Here is a 24,516-nt window from a genome sequence, read left to right as displayed (position 1 = left end):
CACGGATGCCCGTATTCTCGCTCGATCCGGCACAAACCGCCTGGTGTGCAGAGCTCAGGACCCTCGCCGCCGACAAACTGGCCCCGCTCGCCGCCCAGGGCGAGCCCGGCCGCGTCAACGGCCCGCTCATCGCCGCACTCGGTGAACACGGCTTGCTGGAAAGGCTGTTCACGGCCGGTGCGCTCGATCTCTGCCTGATGCGGGAGTCGCTCGCCCATACGTGTACGGAGGCCGAGACCGCCCTCGCCCTCCAGGGCCTGGGCGCCCACCCCGTCGCCGCCGCGGGAACACCCGAACAGCGCAGCCGCTGGCTCCCCGAAGTGACCGCGGGCCGGGCGGTCGCCGCCTTCGCGCTCAGCGAGCCGGACGCCGGCTCCGACGCAGCCGCCCTCGCCCTGGAGGCCGCCCCGCACGGCGACGGATGGCTGCTCAGCGGCGAGAAACAGTGGATCTCCAACGCCCCCGAGGCAGACTTCTACACCGTCTTCGCCCGCACGGCCGCGGACGCGGGCGCCCGCGGCGTCACCGCCTTCCTCGTCCCCGCCGACCGCCCCGGCCTCACCGGCAGCCCGCTCGACATGCTCAGCCCGCACGCCATCGGCACCCTCGTCTGCGACCAGGTCCCCGTCGGTCCCGCCGATGTGCTCGGAGAGGTCGACCGTGGCTTCCGGGTCGCCATGAACACCCTCAACCTCTTCCGGCCCAGTGTCGGGGCCTTCGCCGTGGGCATGGCGCAGGCCGCGCTGGACGCCACGGTGGGGCACACCGCCCGCCGGACCGCCTTCGGCGGTTTCCTCAAGGACCTGCAGGCCGTCGCCCACCAGGTCGCCGAGATGGCCACCCGCACGGAGGCGGCCCGGCTGCTCGTCTACGCGGCGGCGGCCGCGTACGACGCCGGCGACCCGGACGTCCCCCGGCGCGCGGCCATGGCCAAACTGCTCGCCACCGAGACCGCGCAGTACGTCGTCGACACGGCCGTCCAGTTGCACGGCGCACGCGCCCTGCAGCGGGGCCATCTGCTGGAACATCTCTACCGGGAGGTGCGCGCGCCCCGGATCTACGAGGGCGCCACCGAGGTCCAGCGCACCATCATCGCCAAGGAGCTGTACCGATGACATTGCACCGTCACAACCCAGCTGGGCTCTCCCCGCCGACCGGCTTCTCGCACGCTGTCGTCGCGACCGGCTCCCGGGTGGTCTTCCTGGCCGGGCAGACCGCGCTCGACGCCGACGGCAAGGTGGTGGGGGAGACTCTGCCGGAACAGTTCCGCACGGCGCTGACCAACCTGCTCGCCGCCCTGCACGCGGCCGGCGGCATGCCCGGTGACCTCGCACGCGTGACCGTGTACGCCACCGATGTCGCCGAGTACCGCGCCCACGCCCATGAACTGGGGCGGATCTGGCACCAGCTGGCGGGCCGCGACTACCCAGCGATGGCGGTGATCGGCGCGGTCCGCCTCTGGGACGAGCAGGCACTGGTGGAACTGGACGGCTTCGCGGTCCTGGACTAGCGGTCCTTCGGGGTCCTGGACTGGCGGTCCCTGGGCCGGCGATGTCGTACGCGGCCTGTCCGTCAGGCGGCCACGGCCTCGATGAGCGAGTACGGCGCGGCATCCGCGAGCGGAGTGACCGAGGTGACGGACAGGCCGGCGTGCCGGCACAGGTCCTCGAACTCCTCGCGGGTGCGCTCCCTGCCTCCTATGTTCACCATCATGTTGAGGTCGCTGAGGTAGGTGACCCCGCCGTCGGAGACGTCGGCCTCGGTGTGCGTGTCGACGACCTCGGGAAGCACGGGCTCCACGATGAGGACGTGACCGCCGGGCTTCAGCGCCTCGCGGCAGTGGCGCAGGATCGTGACCACCTGCTCGTCCGACCAGTCGTGCAGGACGCTCTTGATCAGATAGAGCTCCGAGCCCGCGGGGACGGACCGGAAGAAGTCCCCGGCGACCAGGGAGCAGCGCCCCTCCAGCCCGTGCCGCTCCACCGTCCTCGGTGCCTCGGCGAGGCCCTCCGGCGTGTCGAAGACCACTCCGCTGACGCCGGGATGGGCGCGGAGCACACCGGCCAGGAGGGTTCCGTCGCCCCCGCCCACATCCGTGACCGTGGCGAACCGGCCGAAGTCGAAGGCGTGCGGCAGCGCGGCCGCGGTCTCCGCCACGGCCTGGCTCATCGCCGCGTTGAACTCCGCCGACAGCTCCGGGTCCTGGGCGAGGTGGCTGAAGAAGTCCGTACCGAAGACGGCGTCGAAGGTGATCTCCCCGGTGCGGACACTGTCGTCCAGGTGCTCCCAGGCGCGTACGATCGCCGGCTCGGTGAACATCCGCACGAACGACCTGAGGGAGTCGGGGTGGCCGGGGGCGAGGAGCGCGCCGGCGGGCGTCACCGAGAAGGAACGGGGGGCGTGTTCCTTCAGCAGGCCAAGGCCCGCGAGGGCGCGCAGCAGCCGCGTCATGGGCTGGGCTCCGGCTCCGGCGTCGGCGGCGACTTCGGCGGCCGGGCGTACAGTACCGCCGATCAGCTCCACCACCCTCAACCTCACTGCCGCGCGCAGGGTTTGAGCGGCCATGCTCCCGAACGCGAGGCGAGCGATCAGGTCGCGGTCGGCCGGTCCTGCTGCGAGGACGTCGGTGTTCGCCATGGTGGGTCCTTCCTGGGTGTGGTGGTACGTGCGTGGACCGGCGCGGGCGCTCGTGCGCGTCGCCGGGGGCTTCGGTTCTTCCGGTCCGGCCGCGGGTCCGGTGGGGGGCCTGAGCGCGGCTCGGATCGCATGTGTGGTCGCAGGCCTGATCGAGAATCAGTCGGCGGTCGTCGTCCTGTCGGCCAGGGCGCCCGGCGTGCATCCGGCGAGGGCCAGGACGTCGCGATGGAGGTGGGGCTGGTCGGCGTAACCGCACGCCATGGCGACGGAGCCGGCGCTCTCGCCCGCGCGGAGCGCCCGGGCGGCGTGGTCGAAGCGGACCAGCATGGCGGCGCGCTTGGGCGTGAGGCCGATCTGGGCGCTGAACCTCGACCACAGCCGCTTCCGGCTCCATCCGCAGGACGCGGCGAGGTCACCGACCCGTATCCGGCCTCGGCGCGCCACGATGGTGGCCCAGGCCGCCGCGACCTCCGGTGACATCGACGGCCCCCGCTCGGCGCGCCGGGCGAGGAACCCGTCCACCAGCGTGAGGCGTTCCTGCCACGTCACGGCGTCGGCCAACTGCTCGCCTAGGCGTCGCTCGTGCCCTCCCCACAGATCCTCAAGTCCGGTGAGTGAACCGTCCAGTTCGAGCGGGGGCACGCCCAGCAGCCCGTAGGCGGCCCGGGGCGACAGGTTCACCTCGACGCATTCGACACGCTCGCCGCGGATACGGGCCGGACCGGGCGACAGGGAGGCGACGAGGCTCCTCATGGTCCGGTGACCGGAGGCGCACTCCACCGTGACCGGGTCGTCCCCGAGACCGATGACGACGACCACGGCGGGCTGGGGGAGCACGTGCATGTCCAGCCCGGCGGCGGCGCGGTCCCGGAACCCGGCCATCCGGACGCCGTCGAGGGACGGTCCTCCGGCGGGCCGGGCGACCTCCCAGCCGTTCTCGGCGTCGCGATCCATGGGGGTGCGGGTGGGCGCGACCCCCGCTTCGTGGCTGTGCATGCCTCTACGGTCGCCTACTTGGGCGGACCCTGTCTTGGACGAATGTTCCGGGGAGGTGAAGAAGAGGGAGAGCACAGGGGCTTGTCAGTGCAATTTCACATTACTATTTTACTGCTGGGGCCACACCGCCCCTCATGTCTCAACTCGACCGTGAGCCAGGCGAGTTGCCTCTGTTCCGCCCGCACCGCTGACATGCACCGCTCCCCCACCTCCCCAGAGGAGTCGTAGGTGTTCCAGTCCAGAACCAAGCACAGACCCCTGCTCGCCGCGGCCGTCGCCGCGGCGCTGCTCGGTCCGCTCGCCCAGAGCGCCCAGGCACAACCCGCCCCGGTGGCCGTCCCGGCCCCGGTGTCCGCCGCCGTCTCCAACCCGGCCTCCACCGGGGCGCCCGGGGCCCATGGGGCCGATCCGCACGACGAGGTCGAGCGCCTCGCCCGCGCACCACGCCGCACCCTCCAGCCCGCCCCCGCTCCCGGCGGCCACCCCTCGGCCCGCGTCCCGGGCCCGCAGACCCCCAAGTCCCCGCCCGCGGCCCGCACCGCCTCGCCCCGGGCCGCCGCCGTGCCGTGCACGCTCGACGGCGTCACCCGCCTCGGCCCCGAGCAGTTCGCCGACTTCCTCGCCGACCCGGCCGTCACCGCCGACGGCTGTCTGCGCGACGTGATCTGGACCTGGGACGCCCGGCTCACCCCGGTCATGTCCGACGCCCACGTCCAGGCCGTCGGCCGCCGGATATCCGCGCGCGCCGCCTCCCACGACGGCCGCAACGGCACCCATCTGCTGGAGATGTTCACCTATCTCCACGCCGTCGCGTACCACGACTTCTCGCGCGACGAGATCGACATCACCGACGCGCCCACCGTCGACGTACTGCGCCGCGCCATCGCCGACTTCGGCGCCGCGGCCCGTACCTTCCGCGTCACCCCCACCAACGCCGACACCCTGCGCGAGGCGCTCTACACCGGATCGGCGCCGGGCCTGCGCCACCACCAGCTCGGGCTCATCAAGAAGGTCCTGGCCACCATGGACCAGTACCACTCCAACCAGCACGCCGACCGGCGCTGGGGCAACGCCGCCCTCGCCGCGCTCTCCGTGAACTACCTCGGCGTCTACCCGGGCAACCGCGACACCGCCTTCCACGCGGCCGTCGCCCGGGACCTGCGCTACCGCGAGGCGTTCAAGGAGTTCGCCGGATACACCCACCTCAATGGCACCGACAACGCCTGGGTGGTGCGCGACGCCCTCTCCGAGTACGGCCGCTTCGGGCAGGTGGCGGGGCTCCGCGACGGTGTCGTGGCCGACCTCGGCGCCCTGCTCGACCCCGTCGCCCGCGACTTCGGCCAGGGCAGCCAGCCGTGGGCCAAGCTCGTGTCCTGGCTGAACTTCTACGAGGCCTGCAAGCCGTACGGCGTCTGCAAGGCCGACATCGAGCGGCAGATCTTCCCGTACACGTACACCTACGACAAGGGCGCCATCAAGGTCCGCACCGGTCTCGACCGCGCCACCGTCGACCAGCTCTACTACGCGAGCAAGCAGGTCAAGGCGCAGTTCCACCGCGTGCTCGGCAGCGAGACCCCGCTCGCCGGCGACACCAACACCATCCTGAACATCGTGCTGTACGGCTCACGCGCCGACTACGAGAACTACCACCCGATCCTCACGGGCATGGACACCAACAACGGCGGCATCTACATCGAGCGCGGCGCCACCTTCTACACCTACGAGCGGCGGGTGCCGCAGGACTCCTCCCTGACGCTGGAGGAGCTGTTCCGTCACGAGTACGTGCACTACCTCAACGGCCGTTTCGCCGTGCCGGGCTACTTCGGCGAGGGCCCGTGGTACCAGAACGACCGCACCACCGCGATGGACGAGGGAACGGCCGAGTTCTTCGACGGGGCCACCCGCGACAACGGCGTCGCCGTCCGCAAGTCCCTGGTGAAGAGTGTCATCGGTGACACCGCACAGGGCGGCCCGCGCATGACCGTCGACCAGCTGCTGCACGCCACGTACGACGGCGACGGATTCCGCTTCTACAGCTACGCCGGCACCTTCTTCGAGTACCTGTGGACCGAGCGGCCCGCTCTGCTCCGGGAGATGTACGGTCATCTGCGCGCCGACAACCCGGCCGCGTTCGACTCCTGGCGCGACCGGCTCGGCAACGACACCGCAATCCAGCGCGGCTACGACGCCTTCCTCGACGCCCAGATCGCCAAGGTCGACGAGCTGTTCGTGCCCGACACCCAGTACGTCCCCAACGACCAGCTGCGCGACTCGACGGTGGCGGCCGTCCGCTCCTCCTTCGCCACGGCCACGTACAACACACCCGAGTGCACCGAGAACGGTGACACCGGCAAGCCGCGCTTCATCTGCACCGGCCGCATCACCGCCAACCTCGGCGACGCCGGCAGCCCGGACCGGGTCTTCAAGGACATGTCCGAGACCGTCGACCACTTCATCCTCGACCGGGCGGGCGCCGCGTCCACCAATCTCGCCGACATGAACTGCTCCTTCGGCGAGGTCGAGATCTGGAGCGACCGCAAGGCCGGCACCTCCCCGTACACCTGCGAAGGACCGCTCCGCAGCTGACGCCGGAGCACCGCGGGACCCGCTCGACCGCACGTCGGACCGGGGTGGATTCGTCCGCCCCGGTCTCGCGTTGTCCACAGGACAATTCGGACCGTCGCCCTTCCGTGAGATCGTACGTCCACTCGTCACCACACCACGGAGGGCGCCATGGGCGGCTATCTGCAACAGCATCAACTGGCCACCGTCCAGGAGCGGTTGCGCGACCAGGTGGCCCACGCCCTGCGGGCCGCCCTGATCGCCGGGGAGCTGCGCCCCGGCGAGGTCTACTCGGCGCCGGGCCTCGCCACCGACTTCGGGATCTCGGCCACCCCGGTCCGTGAGGCGATGCTCGACCTGGCCCGGGAAGGCCTGGTCGAACCCGTACGGAACAAGGGCTTTCGGATAACGGAAGTCAGCGAGCGCGATCTCGACCAGTACACCGAGCTCCGCGCCATGATCGAGGTCCCCACCGTCGGCCGGGTGACCAGGATCGCGACCGCTGCCCAGCTGACGGAACTACGGCCGATCGCCGACGAGATCGTGACCAGCGCCCGGGCGCACAACCTCATCGGCTATCTCGACGCCGACCGGCGCTTCCATCTCACCCTGCTCGGCCTCGCCGGCAACGACCGGCTCGTCGAGACAGTCGGCGACCTGCGCAAACGCTCCCGTCTCTACGGCCTGACCGGGCTCGACGAGCGCGGACTGCTCGTCGCCTCCGCCGAGGAGCACCATGAGCTTCTCGACCGGATGCTCGAAGGCGACGACAAGGCCGCCGAGGCCTGCATGGCCCGCCATCTCGGCCATGTCCGCTCCCTGTGGGCACGGGCCCGTGACGAGCCGGTGGAGCGCAGGTCACGCCGCACGCTGGGGGCCGCGCGCGGGGCGTCTTGATCGACTGGTGGGGGTCAGGGGCGGGGCTTACGGTCGAATGGTGGGCGGCCCCGCCCGCAGGCTCTCGCGAGAGCGCGATTTCGCCATGAGGACTCGCAAGCAGACGAACTCGGCCACGACCGCCGCCCCCGAGCGGGGTGACGGCAAAGCCATCGCCCTCTTCGTCATCGCCTCATGCCAGCTGATGGTGGTCCTCGACATCACCATCGTGAACATCGCCCTCCCGCACATCCAGCGGTCACTCGAGTTCTCCACCACCAACCTGTCCTGGGTGGTCAACGCGTACACGCTGACCTTCGGCGGACTCCTGCTGCTGGGCGGACGCACCGGTGACATCCTCGGCCGGCGCCGCGTCTTCATCTTCGGCGTGCTGCTCTTCGGCCTCGCGTCCCTGCTCTGCGGAGTCGCCCAGAGCAGCTGGCAACTGCTCGCCGCCCGTGCCCTCCAGGGCGTCGGCGGAGCGATCGCCTCCCCGACGGCGCTCTCCCTGGTCACCACGAACTTCGAGGAGGGACCGGAACGCAACCGCGCCTTCGGCGTGTTCGCGGGCGTCTCCGCCGGCGGCGGCGCGATCGGCCTGCTGGCCGGCGGCGTCCTCGTCGAATGGCTCGACTGGCGCTGGATCTTCTTCGTGAACGTGCCGATCGCGCTGCTGATCGCCTTCCTCACGCCGCGCCACGTACGGGAGTCCGAACGGCATCCCGGCCACTTCGACCTCCTGGGCGCGCTGACGTCCACGCTGGGCATGGTGGCGCTGGTGTACGGCTTCATCCGCGCCGCACAGGAGGGCTGGCGGAACGCGCTGACCCTCTCCTCGTTCGGTGTCGCGGTGGTCCTGCTGGTCACGTTCGTCCTGATCGAGCGCAGGTCGCGGCAGCCCATCACACCCCTGCACATGTTCGCCGACCGGAACCGGGCGGGCACCTACGGGATCATGCTCTGCCTGGCCGCGGCGATCTTCGGCATGTTCTTCTTCCTGACCCTGTTCGTCCAACAGGTCCTCGGCTTCAGCCCACTGGAGGCCGGACTGGCGTTCCTGCCGGTGAGCGCGGTCGTCGCGGTGGCGGCCGGCGTCACCTCGCAGCTGTTGCCCAGGTTCGGGCCCAAACCCTTCATGGTGCTGGGCTCGCTGTGCCTCGCGGCCGGACTGTCATGGCTGACACTGACCGATGTCCACTCCACGTACGCGGGCTCCATCCTCGGCCCGATGATGGTGTTCAGCACGGGCATGGGCCTGATGTTCGTCTCGCTGACCCTGATGGCCCTCTCCAACGTCGCGCCGCACGAGGCGGGCGCGGCGTCCGGCCTGCTCAACACGACCCAGCAGGTGGGCGGTTCGCTGGGCCTGTCGATCCTGGTCACGGTCTTCGGCACGGTCAGCCGCAACGAGGCGGAGGACCAGCTCCCCTCCTTCCTCGCTCAGGCGTCCCCCTTGGAGAAGGCCCTGTTCGCGAAGACCGGCCAACTGCCGCCACCCTGGGGCGACGAGGTTCTCGCCTCGGGCGTCTCGGCCGGCTTCATCGTCGCCGCGGCCTTCGCGGTCGTCGCCCTGATCGTCTCCCTCACCGCCATCAAGGTCCGCCCCTCCGACATCGAACGCCTCAAGGGCGGCGCGGGCCCGGTCCCCTGACCTGCTCCATGACGCAGCAGGGCCCCCGCCTGATCCGGTTGTCGCCGGAGGCGGGGGCTGGGCGGGGCCCGTCGTCACCTGTCGCAGGCGATACCGTCTCCGTCCCGGTCGAGGCCAGGCCGGTAGCCGGGCTCGCCGCGGCGGATGGGGGCCGCGTCGGCGGCCCTGACGGCGTCGCAGTTCTCGTAGTAGGCGCTGCCGCCGCCGGACGACGAGGAGCTGGAGTCGTCCGAGTCGTCACCGCCCGTGCTGGGCGGCGTCGGATCGGGGTGCAGCTCGGTGTGCTCGCTCCTCGGGCAGGCGGTGCCGGGTGCGGTGACCTTGAGGTGCGCCGTGGTGGTCTTCGGGTACTCGACCTCTTCGCCCGCCTTCGGCTCCTGGAAGCAGACCGTCCAGTCGTCCACGGTGGCGGGTACGGTGACGTCGGTGTAGGCGCTCTCCGCCTCGATCGCCTGGAAAGCGAGAGGCTTGAGCTGCTCGGACGCCTTCTCGAAGCTCTGCCCGACGACCTTCGGCATCTTCGGGTACGGGATGGGCTCGCCGTCCTTCGCGGGACACGGCCACTCGTTGCGGACGACACCGAAGTCGAGCGTGGGCATCGTGCCGACCTTCTTGGCCGCCGGCGTCTGGAAGCACACCTTCCAGTTGTCGTCGTCCCACTGCCCGACGTCGCCGTCCGAAGCATCGTGCGAGATGGCGTTGTACCCGGCGTCGTACGCGGCCCCCTTGGCCTTCTTGAGGTTCTGACCCACGAAGCTGGCCGGTCCGCCGGGTGACGGACTCACGGACGGGCTGGGTGCGGTGGTGGCGGCGGCCGTCACCGCGGCCTTCGGCTTGGCATCGTCCTTCTGCTCCTTCGGCGGGTCGCCGAGGAAGGGCGTGAAGAACCACAGACCGGCGAGGACCGTAGCGATGATCTTCTTCGTCCGACTCCAGTGGCTAAGCCACGCAAGCGCGATGCCGCCGGGCGGAAGGACGACCAGGGCCGTGATGACGAGCGCCGGATGCTGCCACCAGCGCCGGACGGGGACCGGAACGTACGGGTACTGCGGCGGGGACGGCTGGGGGTGGCGATAGCCGGGTGGTGGTTGCGTCATAGGGAGCTCCCTGAGCAGTGAAGCGAGCGGCGCTCAACATACAGAGAAAGTTCACACTTCTACTGCTTAATACGTGAATTGACCGGTCCGGCTCTCCCCGCGGGAGGCCCCCGCACGCTCCAGGCAGGGGGCTGACTCGGGAGACGACGAAGCCCCCGCTCGCTCGGATCGCTCCGCGGCGGGGGCTTCGTCGTTCCCGAGTTCGGGCGGTCTGCGCTTAAATGTCCCGGAAGATCTCGATCTGCGCGCCCACCGAGTTCAGGCGCTCCGCCAGGTCCTCGTAGCCGCGGTTGATGACGTAGACGTTGCGCAGCACCGACGTGCCCTCCGCCGCCATCATCGCGAGGAGGACCACCACCGCCGGGCGCAGGGCCGGAGGGCACATCATCTCCGCGGCGCGCCAGCGGGTCGGGCCCTCGACCAGGACGCGGTGGGGGTCGAGGAGCTGGAGGCGGCCGCCGAGGCGGTTGAGGTCGGTGAGGTAGATGGCGCGGTTGTCGTAGACCCAGTCGTGGATCAGCGTCTGGCCCTGCGCCGCCGCGGCGATCGCGGCGAAGAAGGGGACGTTGTCGATGTTCAGGCCGGGGAACGGCATCGGGTGGATCTTGTCGATCGGCGCCTCCAGCTTGGAGGGGCGGACCGTGAGGTCGACCAGCCGGGTCCGGCCGTTGTCCGCGGAGTACTCGGCCGAGCGGTCGTGGTCCAGGCCCATCTCCTCCAGGACCGCGAGCTCGATCTCCAGGAACTCGATCGGGACCCGGCGGATCGTCAGCTTCGACTCCGTGACCACCGCGGCCGCCAGCAGGCTCATCGCCTCGACCGGGTCCTCGGAGGGGGAGTAGTCGACGTCCACGTCGATGTGCGGTACGCCGTGCACGGTCAGCGTCGTCGTGCCGATGCCGTCCACCCGTACGCCCAGCGCCTCCAGGAAGAAGCACAGGTCCTGGACCATGTAGTTGGAGGAGGCGTTACGGATGACGGTGACGCCGTCGTGGCGCGCCGCGGCGAGCAGCGCGTTCTCGGTCACGGTGTCGCCGCGCTCGGTCAGCACGATCGGCCGGGTCGGTGTGACCGACGCCTCCACCTGGGCGTGGTAGAGGCCCTCGGTGGCCGTGATGTCCAGGCCGAACCGGCGCAGCGCGATCATGTGCGGCTCGATCGTCCGCGTGCCGAGGTCGCAGCCGCCGGCGTACGGCAGCTTGAAGTGGTCGAGCCGGTGCAGCAGGGGCCCGAGGAACATGATGATGGAACGGGTACGACGCGCCGCCTCGGCGTCGATCGCCTCCATGTCGAGCTGGGCCGGCGGCACGATCTCGAGGTCCACGCCGTCGTTGATCCAACGGGTGCGTACGCCGATGGAGTTGAGGACCTCCAGGAGCCGGAAGACCTCCTCGATCCGGGCGACGCGGCGCAGGACCGTACGGCCCTTGTTGAGCAGCGTTGCGCACAGCAGCGCCACGCAGGCGTTCTTACTGGTCTTGACGTCGATGGAACCGGAGAGTCGGCGTCCGCCGACCACGCGCAGGTGCATGGGTCCTGCGTAACCCAGTGACACGATCTCGCTGTCGAGCGCCTCGCCGATGCGGGCGATCATCTCAAGACTGATGTTCTGGTTGCCGCGCTCGATGCGGTTCACGGCGCTCTGGCTGGTGGCCAGTGCCTCGGCGAGCTGCGTCTGTGTCCAGCCCCGGTGTTGCCGGGCGTCACGGATGAGCTTGCCGATGCGTACGAGGTAGTCGTCTGCCATGGCCGCAGGCTATCTCAGATATGAGATGGTGATCGCGTTGGGCTGGCCCATCAGTGGGGCAGACCGTGCGCAGTGGGGTGACGGGGTTCATACAGGGACAGTTCGGCACCGCTCGGCAGCCGGATCGACGCCAGCAGCCCCCAGCCCTGGTCGCTGACCGGCCGTGAGATCTCCGTCCCGCGCTCGGCCAGCTTCGCCAGCACAGCCGCGATGTCCTCGCACATCAGATAGAACTCGTGCTTCGGCTCACCGGAGCTGGGGTGCACCGCGACCTCGGCCGGCGGCAGCTTGAAGATGAGCCAGCCCTGCCCCGCGTCCACATGGCCGAAGCCGAGCACGTCCCTGAGGAACGCCCGGTCGGCCTCCGCGTCGGGTGTGTAGAGGATCACATGTGAACCACTGAACATGCGCCGATCCTCGGCCGCCCCCACGGCGGTGGCAATCGCTGCGCCGCCGTCGGGGGTTGGGCCGCGGACCGTGCGGCGTGTCGCATGTCACGCCGCACCCCGTGCCACGTCAACGCGCCGCGCGCGCACCGTGCCATGTCACCGCCCGCCGCACCCCGTGACGCGTCAGTGCCTGCCGCGCCCGGTGACGTGTCAGTGTCTGCCGCACCCCGTGCCACGTCAACGCGCCGCGCGCGCACCGTGCCATGTCAGCACCCGCCGCACCCTGTGCGGTGTCAGCACCCGCCGCACCCGCCGCACCCTGCGCGGTGTCAGCACCCGCCGCACCCGGCGCCGTGTCAGTGCCCGCCGCAGCCGCACGCCCGGTGGCGGTCCCCGTGCACCGCCTCGTACGACGCCGGACGCGGGCCCTGGGCCGCCCGGGCAAGCCCCGCCGCCGCGGCCCGGCCGGACTCCGAGCGCGCGTCGTGCACCACCCGCCCGTCCACCAGAGTCAGCTCCACCCGCGTGTCGCTGATGTCCTCGACCGGACAGCGCGTCACATCGCGGTCCAGCACGACCAGGTCCGCAGCCCGGCCCTCCCGCACCGTCCCGGTGAGCCGGTCCATCCGCAGCTGCCACGCCGTTCCGTACGTGTGCATCCGCAGCGCCGAGCCTCGGTCCAGTCCCTCCAGCTCGCGGTAGAGCTCACCCTCACCGTGCGCGCCACGCCGGTCCACCGCGGTACGGATCTGGTTCCACACCTGCAGCGCGTCGACCGGCCAGTCCGACCCGCCCGAAAGCCGGGCGCCCTGCCGCTCCAGACTCCGCGCCGGATACATCCAGCGGTGCCGCTCCGGACCGATGTACGGCAGTAGCGCCTCCATCGTCCAGGTGTCCTGCGCCGCCCATTGCAGCTGCATACACGCCACGACTCCCAGCCGGGCGAACCGCCCCAAATCCGCCGGGTCGACGAGCTGGAGATGCGCCACCGCGTTGCGCGTGTCACGCAGACCGGTCGCGCGCCGCGCCCACGCGTATCCGTCCAGCGCCGTCCGTACCGCCCGGTCGCCCAGCCCATGGGCGTGCATCTGCCACCCCGCCCGGTTGAACGCGGCCGTCAGACGCCCGTAATCCAGGGCGGAAACATATAGTTCGCCCCGATTGTCGGTCGGGCGTCCCGCGCCGTCCAGATAGGGCTCCAGCAGCGCCGCCGTCTGCGCGGGGTGCTCGATCACCCCGTCCAGGAACACCTTCACCATGCCGAAGCGCAGCGCCCGTACGCCCTCGAACTCGCGCCGCAGACCCTTCGCGTACGCCAACGCGCCGGCCGGATCCTTCGCCTGGTCCGCCTCGATCCGGATGGCCGGTACGACCCGCTGCGGCAGCTTCCCGCTCGCGGCCAGCGCCTGATACGTCATCAGCTCACCGCGGCCGACCCAGGCGTCCATCATCGTGGTCACGCCCGAGGCGGCCGCCCGCTCCAGCGCCCGCGCGCACGCGGCGGTCAGCTCGGCCGGGTCCGGCTCCGGAATGTGACGTGTCACGAGCGGCTGGGCGTCGTCCTTGAGCACCCCGGTCGGCTGACCGTCCGCGCCCTTCACGATCTTCCCGCCCACCGGATCCGGCGTCGAGGCGTCGATTCCGGCGATCCGCAGAGCGCGGCCGTTCACCCAGATGTTGTGGCCGTCCCCGCCGACCAGCGCGACCGGCCGACGCGTCGGCAGCCTGTCCAGCAGGGTGTGATGCGGCGCGGTGCCCTGCGGCAGCAGACCCACCGGATTCCAGTCCTCCACCACCAGCCAGCCGTCCGGCTCCTGGCCGGGGGAGTCCTCCAGGAACCCGGTGAGGATCCCCAGCAGCTCCGTCTCCGTGGTCTCGGCCCCCTCCAGCGACGGCCGTAGCGAACGCTTCCCGGCGCCCAGCGGATGCACATGCCCGTCATGGATCCCGCTCATCACCGTCGCCCCCCGGGCGTCGACGACCTCGGTGTCCCGGCCGCTCAGGCGCCGCAGTTCGCCGTCGCGACCGGTGGCGAGGATCCGCCCGTCCCGGCCCACGGCCACCGCCTCCACCGGCCGACCGCCGGGCAGCCCCGTGAACACCCGCGCGTGATGCACGATCAGCGCGGCGGACCCGCGCCGCCCGTGCCCCGCCGATGGACCGGCTGCCGGACCTGCCGCCGCGGCGGGCCCTCCCGCGGCCACACCGGCCGCGGCCGCCATGGCCACCGCCCCCGACGACGCGAGCAGGGAACGCCGGGACGGACGGGACTCAGAAGAACTCATGGACCACTCCAGACAAGAGCACGGAACGGACAGCCGCGGAACGGAAGCAGCGGGGAGGACGCAACCCACCAACGCCGCACACGCCCCGGCCCCGATGGCCCGAACACTCCGTGATTAACCCCTTAACCAGAAGACGCCCCGGACGACGAATTCCCTCCGCGCGCTGCCCCCGCCGCCACCGGATCCGTACGATGACGCGCGTGTCCGGACCCACCCTCGCCGACATCGCCCGCGCCGCCGAGGTGTCGACGGCCACCGTCTCGCACGCCCTCAACGGCACCGGCCGGATCGCCGAGGCCACCCGCCGGCGGATCCGCGCGCTCGCCACCGGTCTCGGGTACGGGCCGTCCCGGGCTCCGCGCACCCGCACGCTCGGTCTCGCCGTCACCACCAACGCCGGTGTCGCCTGGGACCTCGCCGAGATCCCCTTCTTCTCCCGGGCCATCACCGCCGCGACCGCCGCGGCCCACGCCCACGGCTACGCCCTGACCACTCTCCCCTCGGAGCGTGGCGCCGAGGAGCTCTGGCACACCCTCGCCGTCGACGGCATGCTCCTCGTGGACAGCCCGGCCGGCGACCCGGTGCTGCGGGCCCTGCGCGCCCGCGGCATCCCGGTCGTCTTCGACGGCGTCCCGGCCGACGCGCTCCCCGGCGACCTGTGGGTCGACAACGACCACCGCGTCACCACCCGTGAGGTCCTCGGCCATCTCGCGGCGGCCGGCTCGCGCAATGTCGCACTGCACGCGGGCTGGGGCCACGACCACTACACGTACACCGTCACCGAGACCTACGAGCAGTGGTGCGCCGAGCGGGGCGAGCCGCCGCTGCTGGTCGACTTCGATCCGTCGGACACCGACGGCCACGCCTTCGACCCGCTGCTCGGACGCCGCCCCGAGGAGCGGCCCGACGCCGTCTACTCCCTCTACGACCCCGGCGGCCGCCAGCTCCTCGCCGCGGCCCGGCGCCACCGACTTGCCGTACCGGATGCGCTGCGTCTGGTGTGCGCCAGCGAGGATCCTGGGTACGCGGAGACCGACCCGCCCGTGAGCACGGTGACATTGCACCCCGAGATCACCGCGAGCACGGCCGTGACCTTGCTCGCCCGCCTGGTCGAGCTCGCCGGGAATCCCCAGCTCGCCGGCGCCCCCGGGCACCCCGAATCCGGCCTCGCCGGGTCCGGGCACGCCGCCTCCGGGCAGGCCGAAACACCCCACCCGGTCGTCGTTCCCGCAGCCCTACGGGTGCGTGCCTCGTCGCGAGGCGGGGGGATGTACTAGAGTTATCTCGACATCGAGATATCTGCCGAAAGACGCACCGCAGCCGCGCCACCGGTAAGGGTTACCTAACTAAGTCTTACCTTAGCGGATCGGCCAGGAGCCATCGCGGCAGGATGCGGTAGTAACGCGCACATTGATGAAGGAGACTGTCGTGTCGGCGAACAGCTTCGACGCCCGCAGCACGCTGCGCGTGGGCGACGAGTCGTACGAGATCTTCCGGCTGGACAAGGTGGAGGGCTCGGCGCGCCTCCCCTACAGCCTGAAGGTTCTCCTGGAGAACCTCCTCCGCACCGAGGACGGCGCGAACATCACCGCCGACCACATCCGGGCCCTCGGCAACTGGGACTCCCAGGCCCAGCCCAGCCAGGAGATCCAGTTCACGCCGGCCCGCGTGATCATGCAGGACTTCACCGGTGTGCCCTGCGTCGTCGACCTCGCCACCATGCGTGAGGCCGTCAAGGAGCTCGGCGGCGACCCGGCGAAGATCAACCCGCTCGCCCCGGCCGAGCTGGTCATCGACCACTCCGTCATCGCCGACAAGTTCGGTACGAAGGACGCCTTCGGCCAGAACGTCGAGCTGGAGTACGGCCGCAACAAGGAGCGCTACCAGTTCCTGCGCTGGGGCCAGACCGCCTTCGACGAGTTCAAGGTCGTCCCGCCCGGCACCGGCATCGTCCACCAGGTCAACATCGAGCACCTGGCCCGTACGGTCATGGTCCGGGGCGGCCAGGCGTACCCCGACACCCTCGTCGGCACCGACTCCCACACCACCATGGTCAACGGCCTCGGTGTGCTCGGCTGGGGCGTCGGCGGCATCGAGGCCGAGGCCGCCATGCTCGGCCAGCCGGTCTCCATGCTGATCCCGCGTGTCGTCGGCTTCAAGCTGACCGGCGAGCTGCCCACCGGCACCACCGCCACCGACCTCGTCCTCACGATCACCGAGATGCTGCGCAAGCACGGCGTCGTCGGCAAGTTCGTCGAGTTCTACGGTGAGGGCGTCGCCGCCACCTCGCTGGCCAACCGCGCCACCATCGGCAACATGTCGCCCGAGTTCGGCTCCACCGCCGCGATCTTCCCGATCGACGGCGAGACCCTGAACTACCTCAAGCTCACCGGCCGCTCCGAGCAGCAGGTCGCGCTCGTCGAGGCGTACGCCAAGGAGCAGGGCCTCTGGCTCGACCCGTCCGCCGAGCCCGACTTCTCCGAGAAGCTCGAGCTCGACCTCTCCACGGTCGTCCCCTCCATCGCCGGCCCGAAGCGTCCGCAGGACCGTATCGTCCTCGCCAACGCCGCCGAGCAGTTCGCCCAGGACGTCCGCAACTACGTGGACAGCGTCGACGAGGCCGGCCAGGAGTCCTTCCCGGCCTCCGACGCCCCGGCCGTCTCCAGCACGACCCCGTCGAACCCGGTCCAGGTGACCGCCCCCGACGGCTCCACCTACACGATCGACCACGGCGCCGTCACCGTCGCCGCGATCACCTCCTGCACCAACACCTCGAACCCGTACGTCATGGTCGCCGCCGCGCTCGTCGCGAAGAAGGCCGTGGAGAAGGGCCTGACCCGCAAGCCGTGGGTCAAGACCACCCTCGCGCCGGGCTCCAAGGTCGTCACCGACTACTTCGACAAGGCGGGCCTGACCCCCTACCTCGACAAGGTCGGCTTCAACCTCGTCGGCTACGGCTGCACCACCTGCATCGGCAACTCCGGCCCGCTGCCGGAGGAGGTCTCCAAGGCCGTCAACGACCACGACCTCGCGGTCACCTCGGTCCTCTCCGGCAACCGGAACTTCGAGGGCCGGATCAACCCCGACGTCAAGATGAACTATCTGGCGTCCCCGCCGCTGGTCGTCGCGTACGCCCTCGCCGGCTCCATGAAGGTGGACATCACCAAGGACGCCCTCGGCACCGACACCGACGGCAACCCGGTCTACCTCAAGGACATCTGGCCCTCCGAGGCCGAGGTCAACGACGTCGTCGCCAACGCCATCGGCGAGGACATGTTCTCCAAGTCCTACCAGGACGTCTTCGCGGGCGACGCCCAGTGGCAGGCGCTGCCGATCCCGACCGGCAACACCTTCGAGTGGGACACCCAGTCCACCTACGTCCGCAAGCCCCCGTACTTCGAGGGCATGACGATGGAGACCACCCCGGTCACCGACATCACCGGCGCCCGCGTGCTGGCGAAGCTCGGCGACTCGGTCACCACCGACCACATCTCCCCGGCCGGTGCCATCAAGGCCGACACCCCGGCCGGCCAGTACCTCACCGAGCACGGTGTGGAGCGTCGTGACTTCAACTCCTACGGCTCGCGCCGAGGCAACCACGAGGTCATGATCCGCGGTACGTTCGCCAACATCCGCCTGCGCAACCAGATCGCGCCGGGCACCGAGGGCGGCTACACCCGCGACTTCACCCAGGACGGCGCTCCGGTGTCGTTCATCTACGACGCCTCGCAGAACTACCAGGCCGCCGGCACCCCGCTGGTCATCCTGGGCGGCAAGGAGTACGGCTCCGGCTCGTCCCGCGACTGGGCGGCCAAGGGCACGGCCCTCCTCGGCGTCAAGGCCGTCATCACCGAGTCGTACGAGCGCATCCACCGCTCGAACCTCATCGGCATGGGCGTCCTGCCGCTGCAGTTCCCGGCCGGCCAGTCGGCCGACTCGCTCGGCCTGACCGGTGAGGAGACCTTCTCCATCACCGGTATCACCGAGCTGAACGACGGCACCACGCCGAGCACGGTCAAGGTCACCACCGACACCGGTGTCGAGTTCGACGCGGTCGTCCGCATCGACACCCCCGGTGAGGCGGACTACTACCGCAACGGCGGCATCATGCAGTACGTGCTGCGCAACCTCATCCGCGGCTGACCCCCTCGGTCGTACGAACCGGCCGTCACCCCGCTCGGGGTGGCGGCCGGTCCGCGTTGCTCCGGGCCCCTATCCTGCGCGCCATGGACCTCGACCACGATCTCGACGGGCTCGACCGAGACGCGCTCGTCGCCGAGGTGCGGCGGCTGCGCGCCGGGATCCGCGCCCACCGCGACAGCTCGGGCCACGACCTGTGCTGGCACCACCCCCAGCTGTGGGGGCTGCTGCCCGAACCCGCCGCCCCCGAGGTTGCCGTCCCGCCCTGGCCCCGGTTCCTGCGCGGCTGCGTCCGCTACCGCGAGGCCCTGGACCGCGAACTCCCGGACGCGCCCGTGCTCGACCGGGAGTACGGCCCCCAGGACCGCCAGGCACCAGGCGCCTAGCCGAGCAGCTCCACCTCCGCCAGCTCACTGCCCGCACCCGCCGGCACCAGCCGGTACGTCGCGTACGAGCCCGGCGCGGTCACCGAGAACACCCGGGTCTGCCGGTCCCAGGCGAAGGTCTCGCCCGTACGCCGGTCCAGATCCCGCCAGGTGACACCGTCCGACGAGCCCTGGAGCACCCACGCCGCCGGAGCCTTCGCCCGGTCGGACGATGTCAACGTGTACTGCACCGCCCGCACCTCACCCGACACCGGCAGCTCCACCGGCCCGACCGGGGCCTTCGTCGCCGAGGTGTCGTCGAACAGCGGCCCCGCGCCCCGCACCAGATCGGCGCGCGGCACCGGCACCTTGTCGTCCCGGGTGATGGAGACCGGCGCGGCGCCCGGTCCCGTACCCCACGCGGACGGCTTGTCGTCCATGGCGAAGTCCAGCACCCCGCCCCGGGCGATCACATCGTGCGGCAGCGCCGTCGAGTGCCACGGCTTGCCGTTCACCCGCAGGCCCTTCACGTAGATGTTCCGCGCGCTGTTCTCCGGCGCCCGGACCACGAGCGTGCGGCCGTTGTCCATGCGGACGGTCGCCTTGGTGAAGAGCGGCGAGCCGATCGCGTACTCCCCGCTGCCCATCACCAGCGGATAGAAGCCGAGCGCCGAGAAGAGGTACCAGGCCGACTGCTCGCCGTTGTCCTCGTCGCCGTGGTAGCCCTGCCCGATCTCGCTGCCGGTGTAGAGCCGGGAGAGCACCTCGCGGACCTTCTCCTGCGTCTTCCACGGCTGCGCGGCGGCGTTGTACATGTACGTCACATGGTGGGCCACCTGGTTGGAGTGCCCGTACATCCCCATCCGCACATCACGGGCCTCGGTCATCTCATGGATCACACTGCCGTACGAGCCCACGAACTCCGGGCTCGCGGTCTCCGGCGTGGCGAAGTACGTGTCCAGCTTCTTCGCCAGGCCCGGGCGGCCGCCGTACAGATTGGCCAGGCCGCGGGAGTCCTGCGGCGCGGTGAAGGCATAGCCCCAGCCGTTGGTCTCGGTGTAGTCGTAGCCCCACACCCTCGGGTCGTACCGCTCCGACGGCACCCGCCAGCCACCGCCCGGATCCCGGCCCTGGAAGAAGCCCGCCTTCGCGTCGAACAACGTGACATAGTTCCGCGCACGGTTGAGGAAGTAGGCGGCCTCCTCCTTGTACCGCTCCTTCTTCGTCCCGCGGTGGAGCGCCTCGGCCATCTTCGCCAGGCCGTAGTCGTTGAGATGGCCCTCCAGCGACCAGGACAGACCCTCGTGCGTCGCCGTCGAGGCATATCCGACGAACGGCGAGGTCTCCATGCCCTTGCGGCCCACGCCCCGGCTCGGCGGCACGACCGTCGCGTTCTTCAGCGCCGCCTCGTACGCCGCCGCCGCGTCGAAGTCCACGCCCTTCACATAGGCGTCGGCGAAGGCGACGTCGGAAGAGGTCCCCGTCATCAGATCGGCATACCCCGGCGACGACCAGCGGGAGATCCACCCACCGTCCTTGTACTGCTGCACGAACCCGTCCACCAGCTCGCCCGCCTTGCGCGGGGTGAGGAAGGAGTACGCCGGCCAGGTCGTGCGGTAGGTGTCCCAGAAGCCGTTGTTGACGTACACCTTCCCGTCGACGATCTTCGCGCCGGTGTGCGTCGGCGTGTCCGGGCCCGTCTGCGGCGAGAAGGGGCTCGCGTACTTGAAGACCGACCCCACCTTCTCGAAGCCGGAGTTCGGGTACAGATAGAGCCGGTAGAGACTGGAGTACAACGTGACCAGCTGATCGCGGGTCGCGCCCTCCACCCGGACCCGCCCCAGCAGCGCGTCCCAGGCGCTCTGCGCCCGTTCCTTCACCCGCTCGAACCGTGAACCCGCCGGGATCTCGGCCGCCAGGTTCGCCTTCGCCTGGTCCACGCTGATCAGTGAGGTGGCGATGCGCAACGTGACCGTACGGTCCGCACCCGCGTCGAACCGCAGATGCCCGCGCACCCCCTGCCCACCGGACGCGGTGACCGGCGCGTCGAAGACGCCGTACACGAACATCCGGGTCGCCCCCGTCGACAGGCCGCTCTTCACGTCGGAGAAGCCGGTGAAGGAGCCGCTCGCCGGATCCAGGGTCAGACCGCCCTCGTCGGTGACGTTGTCGAACAGCACCGAGGCGTCCTCGCCGGGATAGGTGAACCGCATCATCGCCGCGTGGTCCGACGGGGCGATCTCGGCCTTCAGCCCGTTCTCGAACGTCACACCGTAGTAGTGCGGCCGCGCGGTCTCCCGCTCGTGCCGGAACGGCAGCGCGCGGCCCGTCCGCGAGGTGTCCGGGGTGCTCGCCGCGGCCGACGGCATCAGCTGGAAGGTCTGCCGGTCGCCCATCCAGGGACTCGGCTCATGGCTGGCCGAGAAGGCCTGCACGGTGGGCAGATTGTCCGCGTTGTTCCCGCGCGCGTACTCGTACAGCCAGCTCTTGGAAGCGGCATTGGTCACCGGCGTCCAGAAGTTGAAGCCATGTGGGACCGCCGTCGCCGGGAAGGTGTTGCCCCGCGAGAACGAGCCGCTGGAGTTGGTGCCCCGGGTCGTCGACGCGTAGTCGGAGAGCCGTCCGGGCGACCGCTCCGGCCCCTTCGGCCGCAGCTCCAGGTCGTCGATCCAGCCCTGGAACGCCGCCGGGCCCTTGGGGGAGTCGTACGCCACCAGGATCCGGTCGACGGTCCGGCCCGCCGCGACGGTGCCGATGCCCGAGGTGACCTGGTTCCACTGGTTGACGTAGAGCCGCTTGGCCGCGCCCTGGCCCTGCGGGGTCAGCGCCCCGCCGTGGGAGTCGACCGCCCCCAGCTCGCTCAGATAGGTGCCGTCGGTGAACGCCAGGTCGACCGAGACGTTCGTGGCGGGGTAGTTGAGGTCCGTCTCGGGCAGCGACGGGAAGATCCGGTAGGAGAGCTCGGTGTCCCTGGCGACGGCCGTGTTCACGTCGAGGACCTTGTTGTACGACCAGGCCCGGCCACCGGGCGTGTGGCGGCCGGCGTACCGCAGCGCCCGCTTGCCGGTGAACCCGGCATTCGCCTTGGCCGTGGGGGAGCCGCCCGGGCCGCGGTCGGTGTGCGTGCGCATGTCCTCGGGGACCGGGGAGGACGTGTCGCCGTTCGAGAACTGAACGTCGGCGAGTTGAGTGATCCCCGCGGCACCGTTGTTCCGGGTGATCTCAAGCCGGTAATGTGCATACGGAGTTGAGTTCTCGAACGAATACGTCTTCGTTTCGAAGCGTTTCGCGAAGGTCTCGCCCTCCCGGTTGTCGAGGACGGTCCATTCCCTCCCGTCCGCCGAACCCTTGAGCGTCCAGTTCCGCGGGTCGCGCTCGGCGGCGTCATTCGCCGAGGTCAGCGCATAGGTCACCACCTTGACCGGTTCGTCCGTGTCGAACTCGGCCCAGCCGGTCGGCTCGAACACCAGCCATTTGGTGCTGGGCTGGAGATCGACGAGATTCTCCTTGGTCTCACCCGCGCCCGCGTTCTCGCCGTTGGCCCGGACCGCCACGACCTTGTCGGTGACATTGCCCGGTATTCCGGTGGAGAAGCCACCGTCCACCCCGGACGCGCGCTTCACGCCGTCCGGAGCCGTCTCGACGGTGTTGCGCCAGGTCGGCTGCGGTTCGTCCGCTTCGAAGGAGGTGCGGAACTCCCGTTCCAAGCCGCCCGGTTGGGTCGGCGAGGCGAGGGCGGTCGACGGTGCGCCGCCGAGGAGCAGCGCGGCGGCCGCCACGAGGGCGGCCGCGCGAAGGTGTCTCTGAGGGGGTCGTGGTCTGGGCTGCATGCGGAGTCATATCTCCTGACGAAGAGATGAGACAACGTTGTCAACTGCGATGCGCAGGGTCCAGTAGGGAGTTAAGTGGCCCGTGATGTCAAGGGTGTTGACAGCGCCGAAAGGGTGGATTCGGCCATTTCGGGGAGTTCACCGGTGGCCGTAAGGGCGCAAAATCGCCACGGACATACCGGAGGTCTCAACTCGGGAAAGACTGCCGCCGAAAACTGCTTTCGATCTTGCTCAGTTGGCGGGAAGTGGACTATACCTGTCGGCGTCCGGCCGACCGGACTACCCTGCACCACTCATACGCCAATGTCACGACCCAAGCTTTCGACGCACCAGACGCACCACCTCAAGCTGCACTGGAACGCGGTGGCGGGGCCCTTCGCTCAGGCGACGAAACGGGCGACCGGTACACCGCCTGAGTCCTGGAGAAGGCGAGGACTTGAGCATGGGATCCACCTCCGCCCGCGACAACGAGGGCCTTGGCCGTCGCGATCTGATCAAGCGTTCGGCCGCGCTCGGCCTGATCACCGTCCCCACCATGAGCTTCCTGTCCGCGTGCGCCAGCGGCTCCGGCGGCGAGGACAAGGGGAAGGTCGAGAAGGGCACGAAGTCCGACAAGAACCCGCTGGCCGTCAACGAGTCGGCCCCCCTCGAAGTCGTCATCTTCGACGGCGGATTCGGCACGCAGTACGCCGAGGACGCCAACAAGATCTATGAGAAGAACTTCCCCAAGGCGAAGGTCAAGTTCTCGAAGACCCAGAAGATCCAGTCCGTCCTCCAGCCCCGCTTCAACGGCGGCACCCCGCCGGACCTGATTGACAACTCCGGTGCCCAGCAGATGGACATGGGCGTCCTGGTCGGCAAGAAGCAGCTCGCCGACCTCACCCCGCTGCTCGACGCGCCCTCCGTCGACGACCCGTCCAAGAAGGTCCGCGACACGCTCCGCCCCGGCATCGTGGAGATGGGCCAGTTCGACGGCGCGCCCGTCTGGATCATGTACTACGCCTACACCGTGTACGGCGTCTGGTACTCCCAGACCGCGCTGGACAAGCTCGACGCGAAGTACCCCGAGACCTGGGACGAGATGCTCGCCCTGTGCGAGAAGGCGAAGAAGCAGGGCATCGCCGGCTGGACGTACCCCGGCAAGCACCCGTACTACCTGCCCTTCTCCCTCTACCCCTTCATCGCCAAGATCGGCGGGGTGGAGGTTCTCGACGCCATCGACAACCTGGAGCCGAAGGCCTGGGAGCACCCGGCCGTGAAGGCCGCCTTCGAGGCGTACTACGAGCTCTACAAGAAGGGGTACGTCCTCCAGGGCACCCCCGGTCTCGACCACCGGGGCTCGCAGGGCGCCTGGGCCCGTGGCAAGGCGCTGTTCATCCCCAACGGCTCCTGGGTCGAGAACGAGGAGGCCGCCATCATCCCCAAGGACTTCAAGCTGTCCGTGGGCGCGCCGTCCGGTCTCGACTCCTCCGACAAGCTGCCCTTCGGCACCATCTGGGCGTCGGGCGGTGAGCCCTTCATCGTCCCCGCGCAGGCGAAGAACGTCGAGGGCGGCATGGAGCAGCTGCGCATCATGCTGAGCGAGGCGTCCTCGAAGAGTTTCACCGCCAACACCAAGTCGCTGACCGCCTTCAACGGCGGCACCACCGGCATCACCCTCTCCGACGGCCTGAAGTCCGGTGTCGCGGCCCTGGAGAAGGCCGGCCAGAACGTGGTCAACCCGCGCCTTCAGGACTGGTACGTCAAGCTCCAGAAGGAGCAGATCGGCGTCGCCGGCCTCGGCGAGATGATGGCCGGACGGCTCACCCCCGCCGAGACCATCAAGAAGATCCAGGGCTACGCGGACGCCGTGGCGAAGGACTCGTCCATCAAGCACTTCAAGCACCAGAAGTGATGGCTCGTCACCAGCGGCGGCAGCACAGGAAGGTCGGAGTCGGACAC

At 70.1% G+C, this 24,516-nt stretch carries 16 protein-coding genes; 9 read left to right on the top strand and 7 right to left on the bottom strand.

Going from position 1 to position 24,516, the window contains the following annotated elements; all coding sequences use genetic code 11:
* The first annotated feature begins 5 nt into the window (after window positions 1-5).
* Both IEZ01_RS04825 and IEZ01_RS04820 read left to right on the top strand, forming a co-directional pair.
* Entirely contained in the window at window positions 6-1,115 is a 1,110-nt protein-coding gene (locus IEZ01_RS04825; protein ID WP_189200038.1) for an acyl-CoA dehydrogenase family protein, read from the top strand.
* On the top strand, window positions 1,112-1,510 hold the full coding sequence (locus tag IEZ01_RS04820; RefSeq protein WP_019890141.1) for a RidA family protein: 399 nt from the start codon (window positions 1,112-1,114) through the stop codon (window positions 1,508-1,510). Before IEZ01_RS04825 ends, IEZ01_RS04820 begins: the two co-directional genes overlap by 4 nt.
* 62 nt (window positions 1,511-1,572) lie before the next feature.
* Here the strand turns inward: IEZ01_RS04820 and IEZ01_RS04815 are convergent, their stop codons facing one another.
* Both IEZ01_RS04815 and IEZ01_RS04810 read right to left on the bottom strand, forming a co-directional pair.
* Window positions 1,573-2,637 (bottom strand): methyltransferase, encoded by a 1,065-nt coding sequence (locus tag IEZ01_RS04815; protein WP_189200037.1) that lies wholly within the window; start codon window positions 2,635-2,637, stop codon window positions 1,573-1,575.
* A 156-nt stretch (window positions 2,638-2,793) separates the two neighbouring features.
* Complete coding sequence (locus IEZ01_RS04810; RefSeq protein ID WP_040875209.1) at window positions 2,794-3,633, bottom strand: helix-turn-helix transcriptional regulator; 840 nt, start codon at window positions 3,631-3,633, stop codon at window positions 2,794-2,796.
* Window positions 3,634-3,861: 228 nt separating this feature from the next.
* On the opposite strand from IEZ01_RS04810, the gene IEZ01_RS04805 reads away from it, so the two are divergent.
* The 3 genes from IEZ01_RS04805 (at window position 3,862) to IEZ01_RS04795 (ending at window position 8,722) form a co-directional block, all read left to right on the top strand.
* A complete protein-coding gene (locus IEZ01_RS04805; RefSeq protein ID WP_189200036.1) occupies window positions 3,862-6,219 on the top strand; it encodes a collagenase in 2,358 nt (785 codons plus the stop codon).
* Window positions 6,220-6,366: 147 nt separating this feature from the next.
* On the top strand, window positions 6,367-7,092 hold the full coding sequence (locus tag IEZ01_RS04800) for a GntR family transcriptional regulator (protein ID WP_189200035.1): 726 nt from the start codon (window positions 6,367-6,369) through the stop codon (window positions 7,090-7,092).
* Between the two features lie 85 nt (window positions 7,093-7,177).
* Entirely contained in the window at window positions 7,178-8,722 is a 1,545-nt protein-coding gene (locus IEZ01_RS04795) for an MFS transporter (RefSeq protein WP_189200034.1), read from the top strand.
* 74 nt (window positions 8,723-8,796) lie between these two features.
* Here IEZ01_RS04795 and IEZ01_RS34670 read toward each other — a convergent pair whose 3' ends face one another.
* From IEZ01_RS34670 to IEZ01_RS04775, 4 genes are all read right to left on the bottom strand, one after another.
* Entirely contained in the window at window positions 8,797-9,819 is a 1,023-nt protein-coding gene (locus IEZ01_RS34670; protein WP_229832683.1) for an excalibur calcium-binding domain-containing protein, read from the bottom strand.
* A gap of 217 nt (window positions 9,820-10,036) precedes the next feature.
* Window positions 10,037-11,566 (bottom strand): helix-turn-helix domain-containing protein, encoded by a 1,530-nt coding sequence (locus IEZ01_RS04785; RefSeq protein ID WP_019890148.1) that lies wholly within the window; start codon window positions 11,564-11,566, stop codon window positions 10,037-10,039.
* A gap of 50 nt (window positions 11,567-11,616) precedes the next feature.
* Complete coding sequence (locus IEZ01_RS04780) at window positions 11,617-11,973, bottom strand: VOC family protein (RefSeq protein WP_028798091.1); 357 nt, start codon at window positions 11,971-11,973, stop codon at window positions 11,617-11,619.
* 338 nt (window positions 11,974-12,311) lie between these two features.
* The gene (locus tag IEZ01_RS04775; protein ID WP_229832681.1) at window positions 12,312-14,240 is read right to left on the bottom strand and encodes an amidohydrolase; all 1,929 of its coding nucleotides are present in this window, start codon (window positions 14,238-14,240) and stop codon (window positions 12,312-12,314) included.
* 191 nt (window positions 14,241-14,431) lie between these two features.
* Here IEZ01_RS04775 and IEZ01_RS04770 point away from each other — a divergent pair, with 191 nt between their 5' ends.
* The 3 genes from IEZ01_RS04770 (at window position 14,432) to IEZ01_RS04760 (ending at window position 18,766) form a co-directional block, all read left to right on the top strand.
* A complete protein-coding gene (locus IEZ01_RS04770; RefSeq protein WP_189200033.1) occupies window positions 14,432-15,517 on the top strand; it encodes a LacI family DNA-binding transcriptional regulator in 1,086 nt (361 codons plus the stop codon).
* Between the two features lie 151 nt (window positions 15,518-15,668).
* Window positions 15,669-18,383: an aconitate hydratase AcnA gene (gene acnA / locus IEZ01_RS04765; RefSeq protein WP_308427132.1), complete on the top strand. Its 2,715-nt coding sequence runs from the start codon at window positions 15,669-15,671 to the stop codon at window positions 18,381-18,383.
* A gap of 83 nt (window positions 18,384-18,466) precedes the next feature.
* On the top strand, window positions 18,467-18,766 hold the full coding sequence (locus tag IEZ01_RS04760; protein WP_019890153.1) for a hypothetical protein: 300 nt from the start codon (window positions 18,467-18,469) through the stop codon (window positions 18,764-18,766).
* On the opposite strand, the gene IEZ01_RS04755 is transcribed toward IEZ01_RS04760, so the two are convergent.
* Entirely contained in the window at window positions 18,763-22,575 is a 3,813-nt protein-coding gene (locus IEZ01_RS04755; RefSeq protein ID WP_189200031.1) for a GH92 family glycosyl hydrolase, read from the bottom strand. The two genes, IEZ01_RS04760 and IEZ01_RS04755, sit on opposite strands and share 4 nt — an antisense overlap.
* A gap of 442 nt (window positions 22,576-23,017) precedes the next feature.
* Between IEZ01_RS04755 and ngcE the strand changes: the two genes are divergently transcribed.
* Window positions 23,018-24,469, top strand: a complete 1,452-nt coding sequence (gene ngcE / locus IEZ01_RS04750; RefSeq protein ID WP_019890155.1) for an N-acetylglucosamine/diacetylchitobiose ABC transporter substrate-binding protein — start codon at window positions 23,018-23,020, stop codon at window positions 24,467-24,469.
* Window positions 24,470-24,516 lie beyond the last annotated feature (47 nt).

It is taken from the genome of Streptomyces purpureus, from assembly GCF_014648195.1.
GTDB classification, from domain to species: domain Bacteria; phylum Actinomycetota; class Actinomycetes; order Streptomycetales; family Streptomycetaceae; genus Streptomyces; species Streptomyces purpureus.
This window is presented reverse-complemented; position numbering and strand designations above follow the sequence as displayed.